General features: G+C 70.4%; 15 protein-coding genes. 2 read left to right on the forward strand and 13 right to left on the reverse strand.

Annotated elements, in window-relative coordinates; translation table 11 throughout:
* Positions 1-298 precede the first annotated feature (298 nt).
* From cphA to AB0E94_RS11605, 5 genes are read right to left on the reverse strand one after another with little or no spacing between them, the layout of a single operon-like run.
* The gene (gene cphA / locus AB0E94_RS11585) at positions 299-3028 is read right to left on the reverse strand and encodes a cyanophycin synthetase (protein WP_360325320.1); all 2730 of its coding nucleotides are present in this window, start codon (positions 3026-3028) and stop codon (positions 299-301) included.
* Positions 3025-3831, reverse strand: coding sequence for a cyanophycinase (locus AB0E94_RS11590; RefSeq protein WP_360325321.1), 807 nt, complete (start codon positions 3829-3831; stop codon positions 3025-3027). The genes cphA and AB0E94_RS11590 overlap by 4 nt, the downstream gene beginning before the upstream one ends.
* 54 nt (positions 3832-3885) lie before the next feature.
* Positions 3886-4815 (reverse strand): acyl-ACP desaturase, encoded by a 930-nt coding sequence (locus AB0E94_RS11595; RefSeq protein WP_360325322.1) that lies wholly within the window; start codon positions 4813-4815, stop codon positions 3886-3888.
* Positions 4816-4852: 37 nt separating this feature from the next.
* The gene (hisS, locus tag AB0E94_RS11600; RefSeq protein ID WP_360325324.1) at positions 4853-6163 is read right to left on the reverse strand and encodes a histidine--tRNA ligase; all 1311 of its coding nucleotides are present in this window, start codon (positions 6161-6163) and stop codon (positions 4853-4855) included.
* Positions 6164-6187: 24 nt separating this feature from the next.
* Positions 6188-6886: an MBL fold metallo-hydrolase gene (locus AB0E94_RS11605; protein ID WP_360325326.1), complete on the reverse strand. Its 699-nt coding sequence runs from the start codon at positions 6884-6886 to the stop codon at positions 6188-6190.
* 189 nt (positions 6887-7075) lie between these two features.
* Between AB0E94_RS11605 and AB0E94_RS11610 the strand changes: the two genes are divergently transcribed.
* On the forward strand, positions 7076-7951 hold the full coding sequence (locus tag AB0E94_RS11610; RefSeq protein ID WP_360325327.1) for a peptidylprolyl isomerase: 876 nt from the start codon (positions 7076-7078) through the stop codon (positions 7949-7951).
* A 20-nt stretch (positions 7952-7971) separates the two neighbouring features.
* Entirely contained in the window at positions 7972-8859 is an 888-nt protein-coding gene (locus AB0E94_RS11615) for a peptidylprolyl isomerase (RefSeq protein WP_360325329.1), read from the forward strand.
* A gap of 237 nt (positions 8860-9096) precedes the next feature.
* Here the strand turns inward: AB0E94_RS11615 and AB0E94_RS11620 are convergent, their stop codons facing one another.
* From AB0E94_RS11620 to ruvC, 8 genes are all read right to left on the reverse strand, one after another.
* Positions 9097-11493 (reverse strand): bifunctional (p)ppGpp synthetase/guanosine-3',5'-bis(diphosphate) 3'-pyrophosphohydrolase, encoded by a 2397-nt coding sequence (locus AB0E94_RS11620; protein ID WP_360325330.1) that lies wholly within the window; start codon positions 11491-11493, stop codon positions 9097-9099.
* Positions 11494-11626: 133 nt separating this feature from the next.
* Entirely contained in the window at positions 11627-12169 is a 543-nt protein-coding gene (locus AB0E94_RS11625) for an adenine phosphoribosyltransferase (RefSeq protein ID WP_317797370.1), read from the reverse strand.
* A gap of 79 nt (positions 12170-12248) precedes the next feature.
* Positions 12249-13418, reverse strand: a complete 1170-nt coding sequence (gene secF / locus AB0E94_RS11630; protein ID WP_360325332.1) for a protein translocase subunit SecF — start codon at positions 13416-13418, stop codon at positions 12249-12251.
* 1 nt (position 13419) lies between these two features.
* Positions 13420-15312, reverse strand: coding sequence for a protein translocase subunit SecD (gene secD, locus AB0E94_RS11635; RefSeq protein WP_360325334.1), 1893 nt, complete (start codon positions 15310-15312; stop codon positions 13420-13422).
* A gap of 165 nt (positions 15313-15477) precedes the next feature.
* Positions 15478-15876 carry a preprotein translocase subunit YajC gene (gene yajC, locus AB0E94_RS11640; protein WP_360325335.1) on the reverse strand — a complete coding sequence of 133 codons (399 nt, stop codon included), beginning with the start codon at positions 15874-15876 and terminating at the stop codon, positions 15478-15480.
* A 157-nt stretch (positions 15877-16033) separates the two neighbouring features.
* Positions 16034-17083, reverse strand: a complete 1050-nt coding sequence (gene ruvB, locus AB0E94_RS11645; RefSeq protein WP_360325337.1) for a Holliday junction branch migration DNA helicase RuvB — start codon at positions 17081-17083, stop codon at positions 16034-16036.
* A 79-nt stretch (positions 17084-17162) separates the two neighbouring features.
* The gene (gene ruvA / locus AB0E94_RS11650) at positions 17163-17765 is read right to left on the reverse strand and encodes a Holliday junction branch migration protein RuvA (protein ID WP_360325338.1); all 603 of its coding nucleotides are present in this window, start codon (positions 17763-17765) and stop codon (positions 17163-17165) included.
* The gene (gene ruvC / locus AB0E94_RS11655) at positions 17762-18292 is read right to left on the reverse strand and encodes a crossover junction endodeoxyribonuclease RuvC (protein ID WP_360325340.1); all 531 of its coding nucleotides are present in this window, start codon (positions 18290-18292) and stop codon (positions 17762-17764) included. Before ruvC ends, ruvA begins: the two co-directional genes overlap by 4 nt.
* Between the last annotated feature and the right edge of the window lie 165 nt (positions 18293-18457).

Raw genomic sequence — 18457 nt, forward strand, 5'->3', positions numbered from 1 at the left:
GCGAGTCGGGCCCGACCATCGGACTCCGAGCATCCCCCATCGACGGCGAGGATGTTAGTCCCTATCAGCCGCCAGTTCGACCCGTCACATTGCGATCCACCTGCGCGTCGTTACGGTGCGTCGGCCCTTGTGATCCCCCCTTTAGAGGTACTCCGGACGCGCAGCGTGACCAAGAGTGCACCGAATGCCCGCTTCGTCAGAACTTTCGCTCTCAACCAATCGAGTGACTTCATAACGGAGCGGATCACCCAAGGTCAGAGGATCACTACGCAGGGAGATCAAACCTGTCCATGATCTGTCAACTCGGGACAGGCGTTCCGGCCAGCCTGCGTGCCGAATGGCGGGACGGCAGCGCCGCCACCCCGGCCCGCACCGGCATCCCACCGGCCGGCGCCGCGCCCAGCTCGGCCAGCCAGGCCCGCACCGGCGCCCACTTCTCGTAGATCACCAGGACCACCTCCCCGGGTACGGCCAGCCGCAGCGCCGCGGTCACCGCGTCCCGGTAGCCGTCCGCCCGAACCGCGGTGAGCTGCGGACGGCGGGCCCGCATCTCCTTCTCCACCAGTCCGGACACCTCACCGGCCGGCCGGCCGCGCAGATCGGTGTCCTCGTAGAGCACCACCCGGGTCAGGCCGTCGGCGAGCACCTGCGCCGAGGCGGCCAGCAGGTCGTCACGCCGGTCGCCGGGCAGTGTCACGGCGGCCACGCAGCGCTCCGGGCCCCACAGCCGGTGCAGGGTACGCAGCGTGGCGGCCAGCGCGGCCGGGTTGTGCGCGTAGTCCACGAAGACCGACACGTCACCGAGCCGGAACAGGGTGCCCCGGCCCGGGTTGGCCACCGCCGGGTCGAACTCGGCGAGCCGGTCGGCCAGGTTCTCCGGGCGGGCGCCGAGAGCACGGGCGGCGGCGATGGCGGCCAGCGTGTTCGCCGCCACGTGCAGGGCCGCTCCGCCGTACGCCCCGGGCACCTCGGCCAGCCGGACCAGTGGTGTCCGCCGCGCCCCGGTCGCCTGCACCAGCCAGCCGTCGTGCAGCACGTAGGCCGCCCCGCCGCGGGCCAGGTGCTCGGTCAGCACCGGGCTCTCCGCATCCAGCGAGAACCAGACCAGGCGCTTGCGGTCGGCCCGGACCCGGGGCCGGTCGGCCAGGCTGCGCACCCACGGGTCGTCGGCGTTGAGGACCAGCGTCCCGCCGTCCCGGACCCGCTCGGCCACCACCGCCTTGACGTGCGCCAGGTCCTCGACCGAGTCCAGCCCGTCCTGGCCCAGGTGATCGGCGGTGATATTGGTGATCACCCCGACGTCCGACCAGTCGTAGCCGAGCCCGCGCCGCAGCAGGCCGCCCCGGGCCGTCTCCAGCACCGCCACCTCGACGTGCGGGTCGCCGAGCACCATCTGCGCCGAGCGCGGCCCGGTGGCGTCGGCGACCTGGACCGTACGCCCGTCGATGACCACCCCGTCGGTGCTGGTCACCCCGGCCCGCATGCCGCTGCCGGCCAGCAGGTGGGCGATCAGCCGGGTGACCGTGGTCTTGCCGTTGGTGCCGGTGACCGCGACCGCCGGGATCCGGCCGTCGGACCCGCTCGGGAACATCGCCCGGACGATCGCGTCGCCCACGTCCCGGGGCCGGCCGTGTGCCGGCGCCAGGTGCATGCGCAGGCCGGGCACCGCGTTGACCTCGATCACCCCGGCGGTGACCGGCTCGCCGCCGGGCTGGAGCGGGGCGCCGATGTCCGGCAGCCGCAGGTCGATGCCGGCGATGTCCAGGCCGGTCAGCGCGACGATCCGCTGGCAGAGCCGGGTCACGTCCGGGTGCACCTGGTCGGTGACGTCCCGGCTGGTGCCGCCGGTGGAGAGGTTCGCGGTGTCGCGCAGCCAGACCGTGCCGCCCTCGGCCGGGACCGACTCCCGGCTCAGCCCGGCACGGCGCAGCACCCGGTCGGTGGTCTCGTCGAGGTCGATCCGGGTCAGCACCCGGGAGTGCCCGGGACCGCGGCGCGGGTCGGCGTTGACCCGCTCGACCAGCTCGGCGACGGTGGCCGTGCCGTCGCCGGTGACGTGGGCGGCGACCCGCTCGGCGGCCGCCACCACCTCGCCGGAGACCACCAGCACCCGGTAGTCGCGCCCGTCGAGCTGCTGTTCCACCACCGCCTCGCCACCGACCGCGGCGAACGCCTCGGCCACCTCCTCCGCGGTGCCCAGGTGCAGGGCCACGTCGCGTCCCTGGCGGCCGTGCCGGGGTTTCACCACCACCGGGGCGGTCAGCTCACCGAACAGCCGCAGGGCGTCCTGGACGGTGGCGGCCGCGCCGCCCGGCGCGACGGGCACGCCGGCCTCGTCGAGCAGCCGCCGGGTGACGTGCTTGTCCCCGGCGATGTCCACGCCGACGGCGCTGGTCCGGTCGGTCATCGCGGCCCACGCCAGCCGGCGCCGGTGCCCCCAGCCGAGCCGGAGCAGGCTGAGGTCGTCGAACCGTTCGACCGGGATGCCCCGCCGCCGGGCGGCCGCGATGATCGACCTGGTGCTGGGCCCGGTGGCCTCGCGTTCGGCCAGCCCGGCGAGGCCGGTGAGGCGCTTCGACAACACCGCGGCGGACGGGCCGGCGCCGCCGTGCACCTCCAGGACCAGGTCGATGGCGGCCCGGAACAACTCGCCGGGCACCGACGACTCGGGTGACTCGTCGACCGGGCACTCCATGATCACGTCGTAGGCGCCGGTCTCCCCGGCGCCGACGGTCCGCCCGAAGCTGATCTCCCGGCCGATCAGCTGGGAGAGCTCGATGGTGACGTGCTCGGTGACGTGCCCGAAGTAGGTGCCGCCGCGCAGCCGGCTGACGAAGCCGCCCGGCGTGCCGGCCGCGCAGTGGTGCTCGGACAGGCCCGGCACGGCCCGGAGCAGGCGCTCGGTGAACCCGGTGACGTCGGTGGTCTCCACTCCGGCCAGGTCGCCGAGGTGGAGCCGGGCCACCACGGCGGGCCGGGAGAGGTAGACGTTGGGGCCACGCAGACGGCGCAGGCTTTCGATCTTCATGCGGCTCGTTCCCGTTCTGGGGAAGGCGGGCCGGTGACGGGTCGGCGGCCCGTGAGGTGAAAGGTGCAGCCGGCCGGCAGCACGTGGATCCGGGCTCCGGCGAGCGCGATCGGCCCGGACGGCGGAACCCGGATGTCGGTCGCGGCGCCGGCGTCGACCACCGTCACCGCCCCGCTGCCGAGGACCTCGAAACTGTCGCCCCCGGTCAGGATGGCGGTGTCCTCGTCGATGCCCACACCCAGCTCATGGGGGTAGCGGGCGACCGCGCTGAGCAGCCGGTTGAGCCGGCCCCGCTCGGCGAAGTGCTGATCGATCAGCACGCATGGCAGGAATTCGAGCCCGGGTCCGGTGCGCACGCTGTCCGCGGCCACTCCGGGGCGGTCCCCGCCGGTGATCATGGTGGCCGACATCATCGCCGCCCCCGCGCTGGTCCCGGCGAGGATCACCCGGCCCTCGGCGACCAGCGTGTGCAGCAACGCGTCGACGGCGGTGCCGCCCAGGACGGTGATGATCCGCTCCTGGTCGCCGCCGGTGAAGAAGACGCCTGTGGCGTCACGCAGCGCGGCCTCGGTCGCGGCGGCGTTCGCGTCGGCACGGCAGGCGAGAGGCAGGGCGCGGACCGCGCCGGCGCCGAGACCTTCGAACCTTTCGCGGTACGCGTCAGCTGTCGTCTCCGGAGATTCGCTGGCCGTCGCGATGACCACGATCCGGGCTGCGGCTGCCCCGGCCAGTTCGACGAACCGGCCCAGCAGGGCGGGACCGGCAGCCCCACCCATGATCAACAGCCGGCTGTTCCCCTCCACACTGCTGAGGTTAATCGGAACAAAACCGAAACATCCGGCCAATCCGAATGCAACTCAGCTTTCGCCGAGCCGTTTCCGCCGGGCGTCGCGCTTCTCCTCGAACCGGGCCGCCTGCGTGTCCAGCTCGCTCATCTGCGCGGCCAGCTCCTCCCGCGCCCGCTCGCCGTCACCACGCAGATCGGTACGGTCCCAGACGTTCCACTGGCGCAGCACCGGCTGGAGCACCTCGTCCCGGTGCTGGCGCAGGTCGTAGATGCCGGCCAGCGCGATCAGGACCGCCTTGCGGCCGAACCCGGCGATGTTCGCCCCCGGCATCTGGAAGTTCGCCGTGACGTTCGTGACCGCCCGCATCGCCTGGTCCGGCGCCAGCTCGAAGGCCGCCGCGAGCAGGTTGCGGTAGAAGACCATGTGCAGGTTCTCGTCCGCCGCGACCCGGGCCAGCAGCTGCTCGGCGATCGGGTCGCCGGTGGCCTTGCCGGTGTTGCGGTGCGAGATCCGGGTGGCCAGCTCCTGGAACGCCACGTAGGCGAGCGAGTGCATGATCTCGTGGCCGTTGACGTTCACGTACCCGGACTGCATGTGGTCCATCCGGGCCCGCTCCAGCTCGACCGGGTCCACACCGCGGGTGACGGTCAGGTAGTCACGGATCGCGATGCCGTGCCGGCCCTCCTCCGCCGTCCACCTGTGCACCCAGGTGCCCCAGGCGCCGTCCCGCCCGAAGAGCGTGGCGATCTCGTGGTGGTACGAGGGCAGGTTGTCCTCGGTCAGCAGGTTGACGATCAGCGCGGTCCGCGCCACGTCCGGCAGTTTCGAGTCGTCGGTCCGCCACGGCTCCCCGCCGAGCAGCCCGTCGAAGGTGCGCCCCTCGCTCCACGGCACGTACTCGTGCGGGAACCACTCCTTGGCGAGCGCCAGGTGCCGGTCGAGGTTGGTGGCGACGACGGGCTCCAGCTCGATCAGCAGCGCGGTCTGGTCCAGCGGCATCCGCTCACGGTAACCGCCGGACCAGCATCACGCAGCGTCAGCGCGCCGACACGTTCGGGTAGAGGTCGGTGGCTGGCGGCTGCCACGTCGCCGCGTCCGCCTCCACCTGCTCCCCGGACCGGATGTCCTTCACCGTGTCCGGCTCCCCGGGGAACCAGACGTACGGGATGCCGCGCCGGTCGGCGTACTGGATCTGCTTGCCGAATTTCGCCGCCGTCGGCGCCACCTCGGTCGCGATCCCCCGGCGGCGCAGCGACGACGCGATCCGGTCGCACTCGACCCGCTTGTCGTCACTGGCCAGGGCGATCACCACACACGTCGGCACCGACCGGGAGACGGTCAGCGCATCCTGCCCGAACAGCAGGCCGAGCAGCCGGGACACCCCGATCGAGATGCCGACGCCGGGGAACCGGGTGTTGCCGACCGAGGCCAGGTTGTCGTACCGGCCACCCGAGGTGATCGAACCGAACCGCTCGTAGCCTTTCAGCATCGTCTCGTACACCGTGCCGGTGTAGTAGTCGAGCCCACGGGCGATCTTCAGCTCGGCCCGGACCAGGCCCGGCGCGTGCTCGTTGGCCGTCTCGACGACCTGGAGCAACTCGGCCAGACCCTCGTCGAGCAGCGGGTCGGTGACCCCCAGCGCGCGGACCCGGTCGGCGAACGAGCCGTTGGTCGCCGAGATCGCGGCCAGCGCCAGACAGGCCGCTGCCTGCGCGTCGGTCGCGCCGGCCGTCTCGACCAGGGCGGCCGCCACCTTCTCCGGGCCGATCTTGTCGAGCTTGTCGACTGTACGCAGCACCTGCGCCGTGTCGGCCAGGCCGAGGCCCCGGTAGAAGCCCTCGCAGACCTTGCGGTTGTTGACCAGGATCGTCGCGTCCGGAATGGGCAGCGACTTGAAGACGTCGCCGATCACCAGCGGCATCTCGGTGTCGAAGTGGAACGGCAGGGTGTCCCGGTTCACCACGTCGATGTCGGCCTGGAGGAACTCCCGGTAGCGGCCCTCCTGCGGGCGCTCACCACGCCACACCTTCTGGATCTGGTAGCGCTTGAACGGGAACTGGAGCTTGCCGTTGTTCTCCTGGACGAACCGCGCGAACGGCACCGTCAGGTCGAAGTGGAGGCCGAGCTGGTCCTCACGCCTGGCGTTCTCCTCCTCCTGCAGGCGGTGCAACAGGTAGACCTCCTTGGAGGTCTCGCCCTTGCTGAGCAGGGTGTCCAGCGGCTCGACGGCGCGCGTCTCGAGGGAGGCGTAGCCGTACAGCTCGAATGTGGATCTGATCTTGTCGAGCACCTGCTGCTCGATGATGCGCTGGGGCGGCAGCCACTCGGGGAAGCCGGAAATGGGCACTGGTGTCTCTCCTACCGGAAACGACTACAGGAAGCGGCCGGGCGCGGCGATCAGATCCCGCAGGTACGGGTTCGACGCGCGCTCACGGCCGATGGTGGTGGCCGGTCCGTGGCCGGGCAGCACGACGGTCTCGTCGGCCAGCGGCAGGACCTTGTCCCGCAGGCTGGCCATCATCGTCGGGGTGCTGCCACCCGGCAGGTCGGTGCGCCCGATCGAGCCCGCGAAGAGCACGTCCCCGGAGAGACAGAGCTCCTCGGCGTCCCACGAGGAGCCCGCACCCGGCAGGCGGAACAGCACCGACCCGCCGGTATGGCCCGGCGCGTGGTCGACCGTCACCTCGATGCCCGCGATCGTCAGGACCGCGCCGTCGGTCAGCTCGGCCACGTCCTCCGGCTCGGTGTAGGGCAGACGGCCACCGAACATCGAGGTCAGGTCGGCGCTCAGACCTTTCGCCGGATCGGCCAGCATCTCCCGGTCGGCGGGGTGCACGTAGGCGGTGATGCCCCGCGCGCCACAGACCGGCGCCACCGAGAAGGTGTGATCCAGGTGCCCGTGCGTCAGCAGGACCGCAGCCGGCGACAGACGGTGCTGCGCCAGGGTCTCCTCGAGCTGGCCGAGCACCCCGATGCCCGGGTCGACCACCAGGCACTGCTCTCCCGGACCGGCGGCCACCACATAACAGTTGGTGCCGAAGGCCTGGGCCGGAAAGCCGGTGACGAGCACGTGGTTACCTCTCAGGAATCTGGGTGCGAATCGTAACGAGAGTAGCCGGGCGGGCGCACGCCACTTTCTCAGGAGGTACCCGTACACTCTTGCGGGCGTGTGGCGTGCCGCACCCCTTGACATGTAGAGGTGCTCCTGTGATTCCGGGCAGGCGTTCCTGTGATCCCAGGCAGGGAAGGACAGCGTTCGGTGGCTTCCAGCAAGGACCGGCAGCGCAAGCTCGCGCGGGCCAAATTCGACCGGCAGCAGGCTCGCCGGGCTGAGCGTGAGAGCCGCCGCCGCCGGGTCTCGGCGGGCGTCGGCGCCACCCTCGCCGTCCTGCTCGTCGCTGTCGGCGGCGCCTGGATCGGCGGCGCCTTCGACGAGGACGAGGCGGCCACCGACACCAGCGCCCTCGACCAGTGCCTCTGGACGCCGTTGAGCGTGGACAGCAACGCCGACCTCAAGGAGGTCGGCACCCCGCCGGGCAAGGGCCTGCCCGACTCCGGCACCGAGACCATGACGATCAGCACCGACAAGGGTGTCCCGATCGTGGTGGACATCGACGTGGCCAGCTCGCCCTGTGCCGCGGCCAGCTTCTCGTACCTGGCCGGCAAGCAGTTCTTCGACAACACCGACTGCCACGAGCTCACCGCCGAGGGCGCGCTGCGCTGCGGCGACCCGAGCGGCACCGGTCAGGGCGGCCCGACCTACAGCTACTACGACGAGAACCCGCCGGCCGCACCCACCCCGGAGCCGAGCGCCTCGTCGGCGCCCGCCGCGACCGTGCTCTACCCCAAGGGCACCGTCGCCGTGGTCGGCAACCCCAAGGGTGTGAACGGCAGCCAGTTCCTGATCTTCCACAAGGATTTCGCCACCGCCGACCCGCAGTACTCGATCCTCGGCAAGGTCACCAGCGGTCTCGACACCCTGGACGCCATCGCCAAGGTCCCGACTGTGGAGAACAGCGCCGGTGACAAGGTCAAGCCCAAGGACAAGATCACCATCAAGACCCTGACCGTCGGCGCGGCCCCGGCCCCGTCCGCTGCGGCCAGTGTCGCTCCCTCAACAGGCGCCCAGTCGTGAGCGAAGGTAGAGACAGCAGCATGGAGGAGACCGTGTCGTCGACCAAGGACCGGCAGCGCGCGGCGGCGCGGGCCCGGCTCGAGAAGGAGATGGCCGAGCGCGCCTCGGCCGCCCGAAAGCGCCGGCAGCGGCAGGCGATCATCGGCTCGGCCCTCGCGGTCGTCGTCATCGCCGGCGCGGCCTTCTTCATCGTCCAGGCGATGAAGGACGACAAGACCACCGAGGCGGCCGCTCCGAACTCCTCCGCCAGCGCCGACCCCGCGGCGAACGTGCCGCCGGCCGGCCCCGGCACCGTCAACTGCGTCTGGACGCCGGCTGACGAATCGGGTGGCGGCAAGGTCAAGGACGTCGGCCTCCCGCCGGTCAACGTGCCGAACACCGGCAAGTCGACCCTGACGTTCGAGACGAACCTCGGCGCCATCTCGGCCGACATCGACCTGAGCAAGGCCCCGTGCACCGGCGCCAGCTACAAGCACCTGGCCGAGAAGAAGTTCCTCGACAACACCAAGTGCCACCGGCTGGTCAACAAGGACGGCTTCAAGGTCCTCCAGTGCGGCGACCCGTTCGCCACCGGCGAGGGCTACCGCGACACCGACGGCACCGGCGGGCCGAGCTACACCATGGTCGAGGAGAACCTGCCGACCGACGAGAAGAAGCCGTACCCGGCGGGCTCAATCGCGATGGCCAACACCGGCCAGCCCGGCAGCACCGGCAGCCAGTTCTTCATCTGCTCCGAGGACACCGTGCTCCCGGCCAACTACACGCTGCTCGGCACCATCAACAAGGGCCTGGACATCGTCCGTAACGTAGTCAAGGCCGGCGACGACGGCGCCTTCGAGCCGTCGCCCGGTGGCGGCCGGCCGAAGACCGAGGTCCTCATCAAGACGATGACGCTGACCCCGGCCTGACCCCGGCGGGAGACATCCCGGGCCGGCATCGAGGTTCACCCCTCGGCGCCGGCCCGATTTCCTTTCCGGACACGACGCCGGCCTGTCGCCTTCCGGCACTCGGCGCCGGTCTGTCGCCTTCCGATACTCGACGTCGGCCTGCCGCTTTCCGGCACTCGACGCCGGACCGGACGCTTTTCGGGTACGAAAATCGGGCGGGCCCGCCAGTCGAGGGCCCGCCCGATTTTCGTGTCGTCGTCAGGCGCCGGAGGTGACCCGGTAGGCGTCGAAGACGCCGTCCACCTTGCGGACCGCCGCGACCAGGTGACCCAGGTGTTTCGGGTCGGCCATCTCGAAGGTGAACCGGCTCACCGCCACCCGGTCACGAGTGGTGGTCACCGTCGCGGACAGGATGTTGACCCGCTCCTCGGACAGCACCCGGGTCACGTCGGCCAGCAGCTTGTGCCGGTCGAGCGCCTCCACCTGGATCGCCACCAGGAACGTGGACGCCGACGTCGGTTTCCAGCTGACCTCGACCATCCGCTCGGACTGGTCACGCAGATCCCCGGCGTTGGCACAGTCATCGCGGTGCACGCTCACCCCGCCGGAGCGGGTGACGAACCCGAAGACGGCGTCGCCGGGCACCGGGGTGCAGCAGCGGGCCAGCTTGACCCAGACGTCCGAGACGCCCTTCACCACCACACCCGGGTCCTGCGCGGAACTGCGGTTACGCGGCGGGCGGGTCGCGACGGCGGTCTCGGCGATGTCCTCGACCGCGCCCTCCTCGCCACCGAACCCGGCGACGAGTTTCTGCACCACCGACTGCGCGGAGACGGCATTCTCCCCGACCGCGGCATAGAGCGACGCCACGTCCGGCAGGTGCAGGTCGCGGGCGATCGTCATGAGGTTCTCGCTCGTCAGCATGCGCTGCAGGGGCAGGCCCTGCTTACGCATCGCCTTGACGATCGCCTCCTTGCCGTCCTCGATCGCCTCCTCGCGGCGCTCCTTGTTGAAGAACTGCCTGATCTTCGTACGGGCGCGCGGGCTCTTCACGAAGCCGAGCCAGTCCTGGGTGGGACCGGCGGTGGCCGACTTCGACGTGAAGATCTCGATCACGTCGCCGTTGGACAGCGGCGATTCCAGCGGCACCAGCTTGCCGTTGACCCGCGCGCCGATGCACTTGTGCCCGACCTCGGTGTGCACCGCGTACGCGAAGTCGACAGGCGTCGAGCCGGTCGGCAGCGGGATCACGTCGCCCTTCGGCGTGAAGACGTAGACCTCCTGGCTGGACAGGTCGAACCGCAACGCGTCCAGGAACTCGGACGGGTCGCTCGCCTCCCGCTGCCAGTCGAGCAGCTGCCGCAGCCAGGTCATCTCGTCGATGTGCGCCGGCGGGCCGACGATCGTCGCGCCCTTCTGCTCCTTGTACTTCCAGTGCGCGGCGATGCCGAACTCCGCCGTACGGTGCATGGCGAAGGTCCTGATCTGCATCTCGACCGGCTTGCCGGTCGGGCCGATCACGGTGGTGTGCAGCGACTGGTACATGTTGAATTTCGGCATCGCGATGTAGTCCTTGAACCGGCCCGGCACCGGCTGCCAGTTCGCGTGGATGACGCCCAGCGCGGCATAGCAGTCGCGGACCGTGTCGACCAGGATGCGGACGCCGACCAGGTCGTAGATGTCGTTGAAGTCGCGGCCCCGCACGATCATCTTCTGATAGATCGAGTAGAGGTGCTTGGGGCGGCCGGTCGTCTCGGCCTTGATCTTCGCCGACTTGAGGTCGAGGCTCACCCGGTTGGTGACCTGCCGGAGCAGCGCCTCACGCTGCGGCTGGTGCTCCCCGATCAGGCGGTTGATCTCCTCGAACCGCTTGGGGAACAGCGTGCCGAAGGCCAGATCCTCGAGCTCCCACTTGATCGTGTTCATACCGAGGCGGTGGGCCAGCGGGGCCAGGATCTCCAGCGTCTCCTTGGCCTTCTGCTCCTGCTTGGCGCGGGGCAGGAAGGTCAGGGTGCGCATGTTGTGCAGCCGGTCGGCCAGCTTGATCACCAGGACACGCGGGTCCTTGGCCATCGCGACGACCATCTTGCGGATCGTCTCCGCTTTCGCCGCGTCGCCGAGCTTGACCCGGTCGAGTTTCGTCACACCGTCGACCAGCAGCGCCACCTCGGCGCCGAAGTCGTTGCGCATGCTCTCCAGCGAGTAGTCGGTGTCCTCGATGGTGTCGTGCAGCAGCGCCGCGACCAGGGTGGTGGTGTCCATGCCGAGGTTGGCCAGGATCGTCGCGACCGCCAGCGGATGCGTGATGTACGGATCGCCGGACTTCCGATACTGCCCGGAGTGCCAGCGGGCCGCGACGTCGAACGCCTTCTGCAGCGCCCGGCCGTCAGCCTTGGGGTGACTGGCCCGGTGCGTCGCGATCAGCGGCTCCAGGACCTCACTGACCTGCGTGCTCTGCCACGGTGCGTTGAACCGGGCGAGCCGGGCGCGGACCCGCCGCCCCGTCGGCGCGCTCGCCAGGCCGGCGAAACCGCTGCCGGGCTCGTCAGCGGGCGCGAGTGGCTGGGTGGTCTCAGGATCGCCAGTCGGGCTCTCGCCCGGACTCTGGGTCGGTTGCACCGTGCCCTCCGCCGGAGGGGCGACGTCGCTGGACACCGGCCTCCTCACACGTTCGCCGGGATCATCTGGTCTGTTCGGAACGCCCATCCTACCCGCACCGCCTCACCGAATACCCCGGCCGAACCTACGAATAAGCAGGCCCGACCGGGCGAATAACATCGAAGACGGATCAAACGGTCAACAGCGCGTGTACCTTGCGGGGACTGAGCCGCTCCCGGCCGTCCAGGAAGCCCAGCTCCATCAGCACGGTGAAGCCGGCCACCACCCCGCCGGCCCGCTCGACCAGGTCCATCGTCGCACCCGCGGTGCCGCCCGTGGCGAGCACGTCGTCGACCACCAGAACGCGCTGTCCGGGCACGAACGCGCCCTCACTGACCTCCAGGGTGGCCTCGCCGTACTCCAGGCCGTACGACGCGGAGAAGGCCGGTCGCGGCAGTTTGCCGGCCTTACGAACCGGGACCACACCGGTGCCCGTCGCATACGCGATCGCGGCCGCCATCACGAAACCGCGCGCCTCGACCCCGGCCACCACGTCGAACGACCCGGCGCCCCAGTGCGCGACGATGCCGTCGATCACCTTGCGGAACGTGGGCCCGTCACCGAAGAACGGCATCAGGTCCTTGAAGACGATGCCCGGTTTCGGGAAGTCCGGCACGTCGACCGTGCCTCCGGCGACCAGCGCCGCCATCTCCGGGCCGCTGTCGCCGGTCATCTCGCTACTCACGGCGGCCAGCCTAATGGAACGGCCCGCCACCCCGATGGGGTGGCGGGCCGTGGTCCGTACTCCAGGATCAGCGGCGCTTGCCGCCGGGCCGGTTGCCGGCCCCGCCACCCTGACGCTTGGCCACCGGGCGGGCGCCCGGCCGCGGAGTGGTGCCGCCGGCGAACGCCGGGACCTCGTCCGAGGCGGTGCGGTTGCCCGAACGGCCACGCTCGCCGGCCGCCACGTCGTCGGACCGCTGCGCCCGGCGGGCCAGCACCCGGGCGTTGTGGCTCTTGATCTTCGGCTCCTGGTCCTTCAGGTAGCTGAGCACCGGAGCGGCGAACACGATCGACGAGATGACACCGACGCCCATGCCGACGAACAGCACCAGGCCGAGGTCCTTCAGCGTGCCCGCGCCGAGCAGGCCGGCGCCGATGAACAGCACGCCACCGACCGGCAGCAGCGCCACCAGACCGGTGTTCAGCGAGCGCATCAGGGTCTGGTTCACGGCCAGGTTGGTCGCCTCGGCGTAGGTCCGGGTGCTGCCGGCGGTGATGCCGCGGGTGTTCTCCCGGACCTTGTCGAAGACCACCACCACGTCGTACAGCGCGTAACCGAGGATCGTCAGGAAGCCGATCACGGTGTACGGCGTGACCTCGAACCCGACCAGCGAGTACACACCGGCGGTGATCAGCAGGTCGAGCACCAGGGACGCGAGCGCCGCCGCGGCCATCCGCCACTCGAAGCTGACCACCAGGTACGCGGTCACCAGCACCAGGAAGATGGCCAGACCGAGCAGCGCCTTGTTGATGACCGCGCCACCCCAGGCCGAGGAGACCTGCTGGTCGCTGATGTCGCTCTCCTGGACACCGAGGTCGTCGGCGATGGCCTGCTTGACGTCCCGCATCTCGTCCGCGCTCAGCGCGGCCGCCCGGACCTTGAAGTTGGCCTCCGCGCCCGAGCCGACCTGCTGCGCGGCGTTGACCTGCGCGTTCGGATCCACTGCGTGGACCGCGTCGCGGACCGCGTTGAACACGTCGTCCTGGGTGATGGTCTTCCCGGCGACCTGGGCCGGCACCGAGAACTCACTGCCACCGGCGAACTCGATGCCCAGATGGAAGCTGCGGATGAAGAAGCTGCCGATGGCGATCAGCACCAGCACGCCGGCGATCGAGAACCACATCTTGCGGCGGCCCACGATGTTGATGTTCGCCTCGCCCCGGTACAGGCGGTTGGCGAGACTCGAGGAATTGGCCATGTCAGGCCTCCTTCACGCGCGAGGAGCCGGGCTCCTCGGTCTGGCTGCTGCGCAGAACGCGGCCGAGGCCGCTGACCCTGGGCGACAGGAACGCCTTGGTGCTGGCGAGAACCGTCATGATCGGGTGCCGGAACAGGAACACCACGAGCAGGTCGAGCACGGTCGACAGACCCAGCGCGAAGGCGAGACCCTGCACCTGGCCGATCGACACGATGTAGAGAACCACGGCACACATGATCGTGATGGCGTTCGCCGAAAGGATCGTGCGCTTGGCCCGCTGCCACGCCCGCGGAACCGCGGCGCGGGGGCTCCGGCCCTCGTGGATCTCGTCCTTCAGCCGCTCGAAGTAGATGACGAACGAGTCCGCCGCGACACCGAGCGAGACGATGAAACCGACGATGCCGGCCAGCGTCAGGGTGAAGCCGATCGAGCGGCCCAGGAAGACCAGGGCGCCGAAGGTGAGCAGGGCGGACATGCCCAGGCTCAGGAAGATCACCAGGCCGAGCATGCGGTAGTAGAAGAACGCGTAGACGGCCACCAGGCCGAGGCCGATCCCGGCGGCGAGCAGACCCGCCTCCAGCTGCTGGTCACCGACGGTCGCGGTGATCGTCTGGGCCGGGCCGGCCTGGAAGGTCACCGGGATGGCGCCGAAGTTGAGCTGGTCGGCGAGCTTCTTGGCGCTCACCGCATCGAAGTCGCCGGTGATCTGCGACTGGCCGGTCAGCACGGCCTGGATCTGCGGGGCCGAGATGACCTCCTTGTCCAGGACCACGGCCACCGAGCAATGCGTCTCGCCGGAGGAGCCGAACGCGCTGGCCGCGATGTAGCAGGGCTCGGTCGCGGTGGCGTTGAACGCCTTACGGGTCAGCTCGGCCCACTTCTTCTGGCCCTCGCTCTTGAAGTCGAGCGAGACGACCCACTGGCCGGTGGTGCTGTCCAGCTGCGGCGCGGCCTCGCTGATGTCGTCACCGACCACCTCGGCCTTGTCCAGCTGCACCTTGGCGCCGTTGTAGCAGGCGACGACCGTGCTGTTGACGTCGTCGATCGCGCCGTTCGGCCGCTGGTCGAGCTGCTTGCAGCTGATCGTCGGCACGTTGAACTGCATCTGCGGGTCGAGGGCGTTGACCTCGGCGCCGGTCAGCGACGCGAACGCCGCGAACGGCAGGCCCGCGGTCGGGTCGGTGGTCAGGTCCACCGGCGTGGTCAGCTTCTCAGCCGCGGCCCAGGCCGGGCCCACCTTCTTGGCGACGGCCTCACGCTGGGCCTTCATGTCCGCGGTGACCGGGGCCGGAGCCGCGGCCGAGGCGGACGCCGACGGGGCGGCCGCGGACGGCTCGGCCGACGGGGTGACGCTCGGGCTCGGCGCCTCCGCGCCGCCACCCTGGCCACCCGACGAGGAGGAGGCCTTCGGGGCGCCGGACGACGGCTTGACCGACGGCGACCCGGAGGCGGCCGGCTCACCGCTGGCCGGGGCGCTCGGGGCCGCGCTCGGCGGGTTCACCGCGGAGGAGGAGACGTCGCCGGTCACCGCGGTCAGCAGCCGGAACCGCATGTTCGCGGCCTGCGCCAGGCTCTTCAGCTGCTCCTCGGCCTTGCCGGCGAGCGAGACGACGATGGTGTTGTCGCTCTGGATGACCACCTCGGCCTCGGAGACACCGAGCGCGTTGACCCGCGCGTCGATGATCTCCCGGGCGGTCTCCATGTCCTCCTTGTTGGGCGGAGCGCCCTGCTGGGAGGCGATGTAGGTGGCCTGCGTGCCGCCGATCAGGTCGAGGCCCAGCTTCGGCTCCAAGCGCTGCTTCCAGGTGCCCGAGGCGCCCGCGGCGAAGAAGACGAGCAGATACAGGACAACGAAGACCAGACCGAGCACGCCGAGTTGGCGTCCAGGATGCATTTGTCCCTGTGGTGGTCGTGCCACGGCTTTTGGTCTCCCTGTGTTTCGGCCGCGCGACGGCGCGGCGCCATCTGTCTTTGACCGGCCGTCGACTGTCGAACGGCGGGCTGACGCACCGGCCCCGTTACTAACCTCAACGCGGCCGGTGCGTACGGGAAATGCGGGTCAGTCCTGCTTACGGGTCTCGGTGACGGGGCTCTCCGGCTCGTCGGTCACCGTCGCCGTGTCATCACCGGGCACTTCGTCGGGCTCCGGAATGGGGTCGCCGGACTTCTGGACGACCCGGGCGATGGCCGGACGCGCGAATCGCACCTCGACGCCGGGCGAGATCTCCAGAAGGACCTCGCCGTCAGCGATGCCGGTGACGGTGCCGTGCAGGCCGCCGATCGTCACGATCTGGTCGCCCGGACCGAGCGAGTTCTGCATGTCCTGGGCCTCACGGCGCCGCTTCTGCTGCGGCCGGATCATGAAGAAGTAGAAGACGGCGAAGAACAGCGCGATGATCAGGAAGAACGACAGATCACCGCCGCCGCCGGCGGCTTGGGCATAGCTTGCCTCACGCACGAAAAAAGGCCTTCCGTCAGCCGCCGGCGCAACGGGTGGGCGGGCGCCGCGGCGATATGCGAATCCGGATGGAACGGCGGCGAGTCTAATAGGTCAACCTGGAGATAACGAATGCGGCACACGTCACGTTCACATCACGGGGGATAAGTTGCGCGGATCACGCGTCCCGGGCGAACAGGTCACCCTGGAACACCCCATGGCGACCGTCCGTAGGCGGAACCTTCCCCAGATGCGCCCAGCCGGCCTCGGTCGCGACCCGGCCGCGCGGGGTTCGGGCCAGCAAGCCGGCCCTGACCAGGAACGGCTCGCAGACCTCCTCGACCGTGTCGGACTGTTCGCCGACCGCTACAGCGAGTGTGGACAGACCGACCGGACCGCCCTTGAACGACTCGATCAGAGCCCGCAGCACCGCCCGGTCCAGCCGGTCCAGACCGAGGGCGTCGACGTCGTAGACATGGAGTGCCGCCTTCGACACCTCCTCGGTCACCACGCCGTCGGCCCGCACCTCGGCGAAGTCACGCACCCGGCGCAGCAGCCGGTTCGCGATCCGCGGTGTGCCCCGGGACCGGCGGGCGATCTCGGCCGAGCCCTCCGGGGTGATCTGCACCCCGAGGATCCGGGCCGACCGGTGCAGCAGAGCGTCCAGGTCCTCGTGCGAGTAGAAGTCCAGGTGGGCGACGAAACCGAACCGGTCACGCATCGGGCCGGACAGCAGGCCGGCCCGGGTCGTCGCGCCGACCAGCGTGAACGGCTCCACGTCGAGCGGGATCGCGGTCGCGCCCGGGCCCTTGCCGACCACCACGTCGACCCGGAAGTCCTCCATGGCGCTGTAGAGCAGCTCCTCGGCCGGTTTGGCGATCCGGTGGATCTCGTCGATGAACAGCACGTCGCCGGGGGCCAGGCCGGTCAGGATCGCGGCCAGATCGCCGGACCGCTCGATCACCGGGCCGCTGGTGGTCCGGATGCCGGTGCCGAGCTCGGCCGCCACGATGTTCGCCAGGGTGGTCTTACCCAAGCCGGGCGGGCCGGACAGCAGGATGTGGTCGGGTGGGGTGCCCCGGCCCATCGAGGCCTTGAGCAGCAGCTCCAGCTGATCGCGGACCCGGTGCTGGGCGATGAAGTCGGACAGCCGGCGCGGCCGGACACTGGCCTCCGCGTCCAGCTCCTCGTCGAAGGCGTCCGGGGAGACGAGCTCGCCGTCGCTCATCGCGCCACCTCCGCCGCAAGGCGTCCCGAAGAGGCGCTCATCGCGCCACCTCCGCCGCAGAGGTGTCCCGAGAAGGTGCTCATCGGGTCTTGCCCAGCAGGCGGATCGCCTGGCGCAGCAGCACCGGCACCGGCGGGGCCTCACCGTCGATCGTCTCGGCGACCGCAGCGACCGCCTGATCGGCCTGCGACGCCGTCCAGCCGAGCGCGAGCACACCCTGCCGGACCTGTTCCTGCCAGCCGCCGTTGAGCAGGCCGGCCGAACCCGTCCCGGCCAGGTGGATCGGGCCGATCTTGTCCTTGAGCTCGACGATCATCTTCTCGGCGCCGCGCTTGCCGATGCCCGGGACGGCGGTCAGGACCGCGACCTCACCGCCGGCGAGCGCACGGCGTACCACATCCGGTTGATGAACGGCGAGCACCGCCTGCGCGATCCGCGGACCGACCCCGTTGGCCGTCAGGAGCAGCTCGAAGAGCTGTTTCTCGTCCTCGTCGGCGAAGCCGAACAGGGTCAGCGAGTCCTCCCGGACGATGAGCGTCGTCGCGAGCCGGGCCTCGGCGCCGGTACGCAGCCCGGCGAGGGTGCCCGGGGTGCAGAGGACGCGCATGCCGACACCACCCACCTCGACCACGGCGCTGTCGTGGAGGATCGCGGTGACCACACCGCGCACGCTGGCGATCATCGGCTGCTCCTGCGGGCGGCGGCGGCCACTGCCGCGGCCTGTTGAAGGGCGCGGGTGCCCCCACGCCAGATGTGGCAGATGGCGATAGCGATGGCATCGGCCGCGTCCGCCGGCTTGGGCGGCGCGGACAGTTTCAGCAACCGGGTCACCATAGCGGTGACCTGCGCTTTGTCGGCGGTGCCGGAGCCGGTGACGGCCGCTTTGACCTCACTCGGCGTGTACGTCTGGACCGGCAGCCCGGCCCGTGCCCCGGCCAGGATCGCCACCCCGCTGGCCTGCGCGGTGCCCATCACCGTCCGTGCGTTGTGCTGCGAGAACACCCGCTCGACGGCGACGCTCTCCGGCTGGTACTGCTCGACAAGGGTGGCCAGGGTCCGGTCCAGATGCAGCAGGCGCTGGGCGATGTCCTCGTCCGGATCGCTGCGCACCACCGTGTACCCGATCAGTTTGCCCAGCCGCCCCGGCATCCCCTCGACGACGCCGACACCGCATCTCGTCAGCCCCGGATCGATGCCGAGCACCCGCACAGACTGCCTCCCCCTCGCGAACGTGTGTTCGACACCCTAATACGCGAGCCTCTTGCGGCCTTCGCCGACACGCCTCGACGATGGAGGCCGGAAGGACGGTCCGGCACCCCGTTCCGTCGAAATCCGCCGCAGGAGTCCGGGAGGGGCGGACATGCATCTCATTCC

It is taken from the genome of Actinoplanes sp. NPDC026670 (assembly GCF_040638175.1).
In the GTDB taxonomy this organism is placed as follows: Bacteria; Actinomycetota; Actinomycetes; order Mycobacteriales; family Micromonosporaceae; genus Actinoplanes.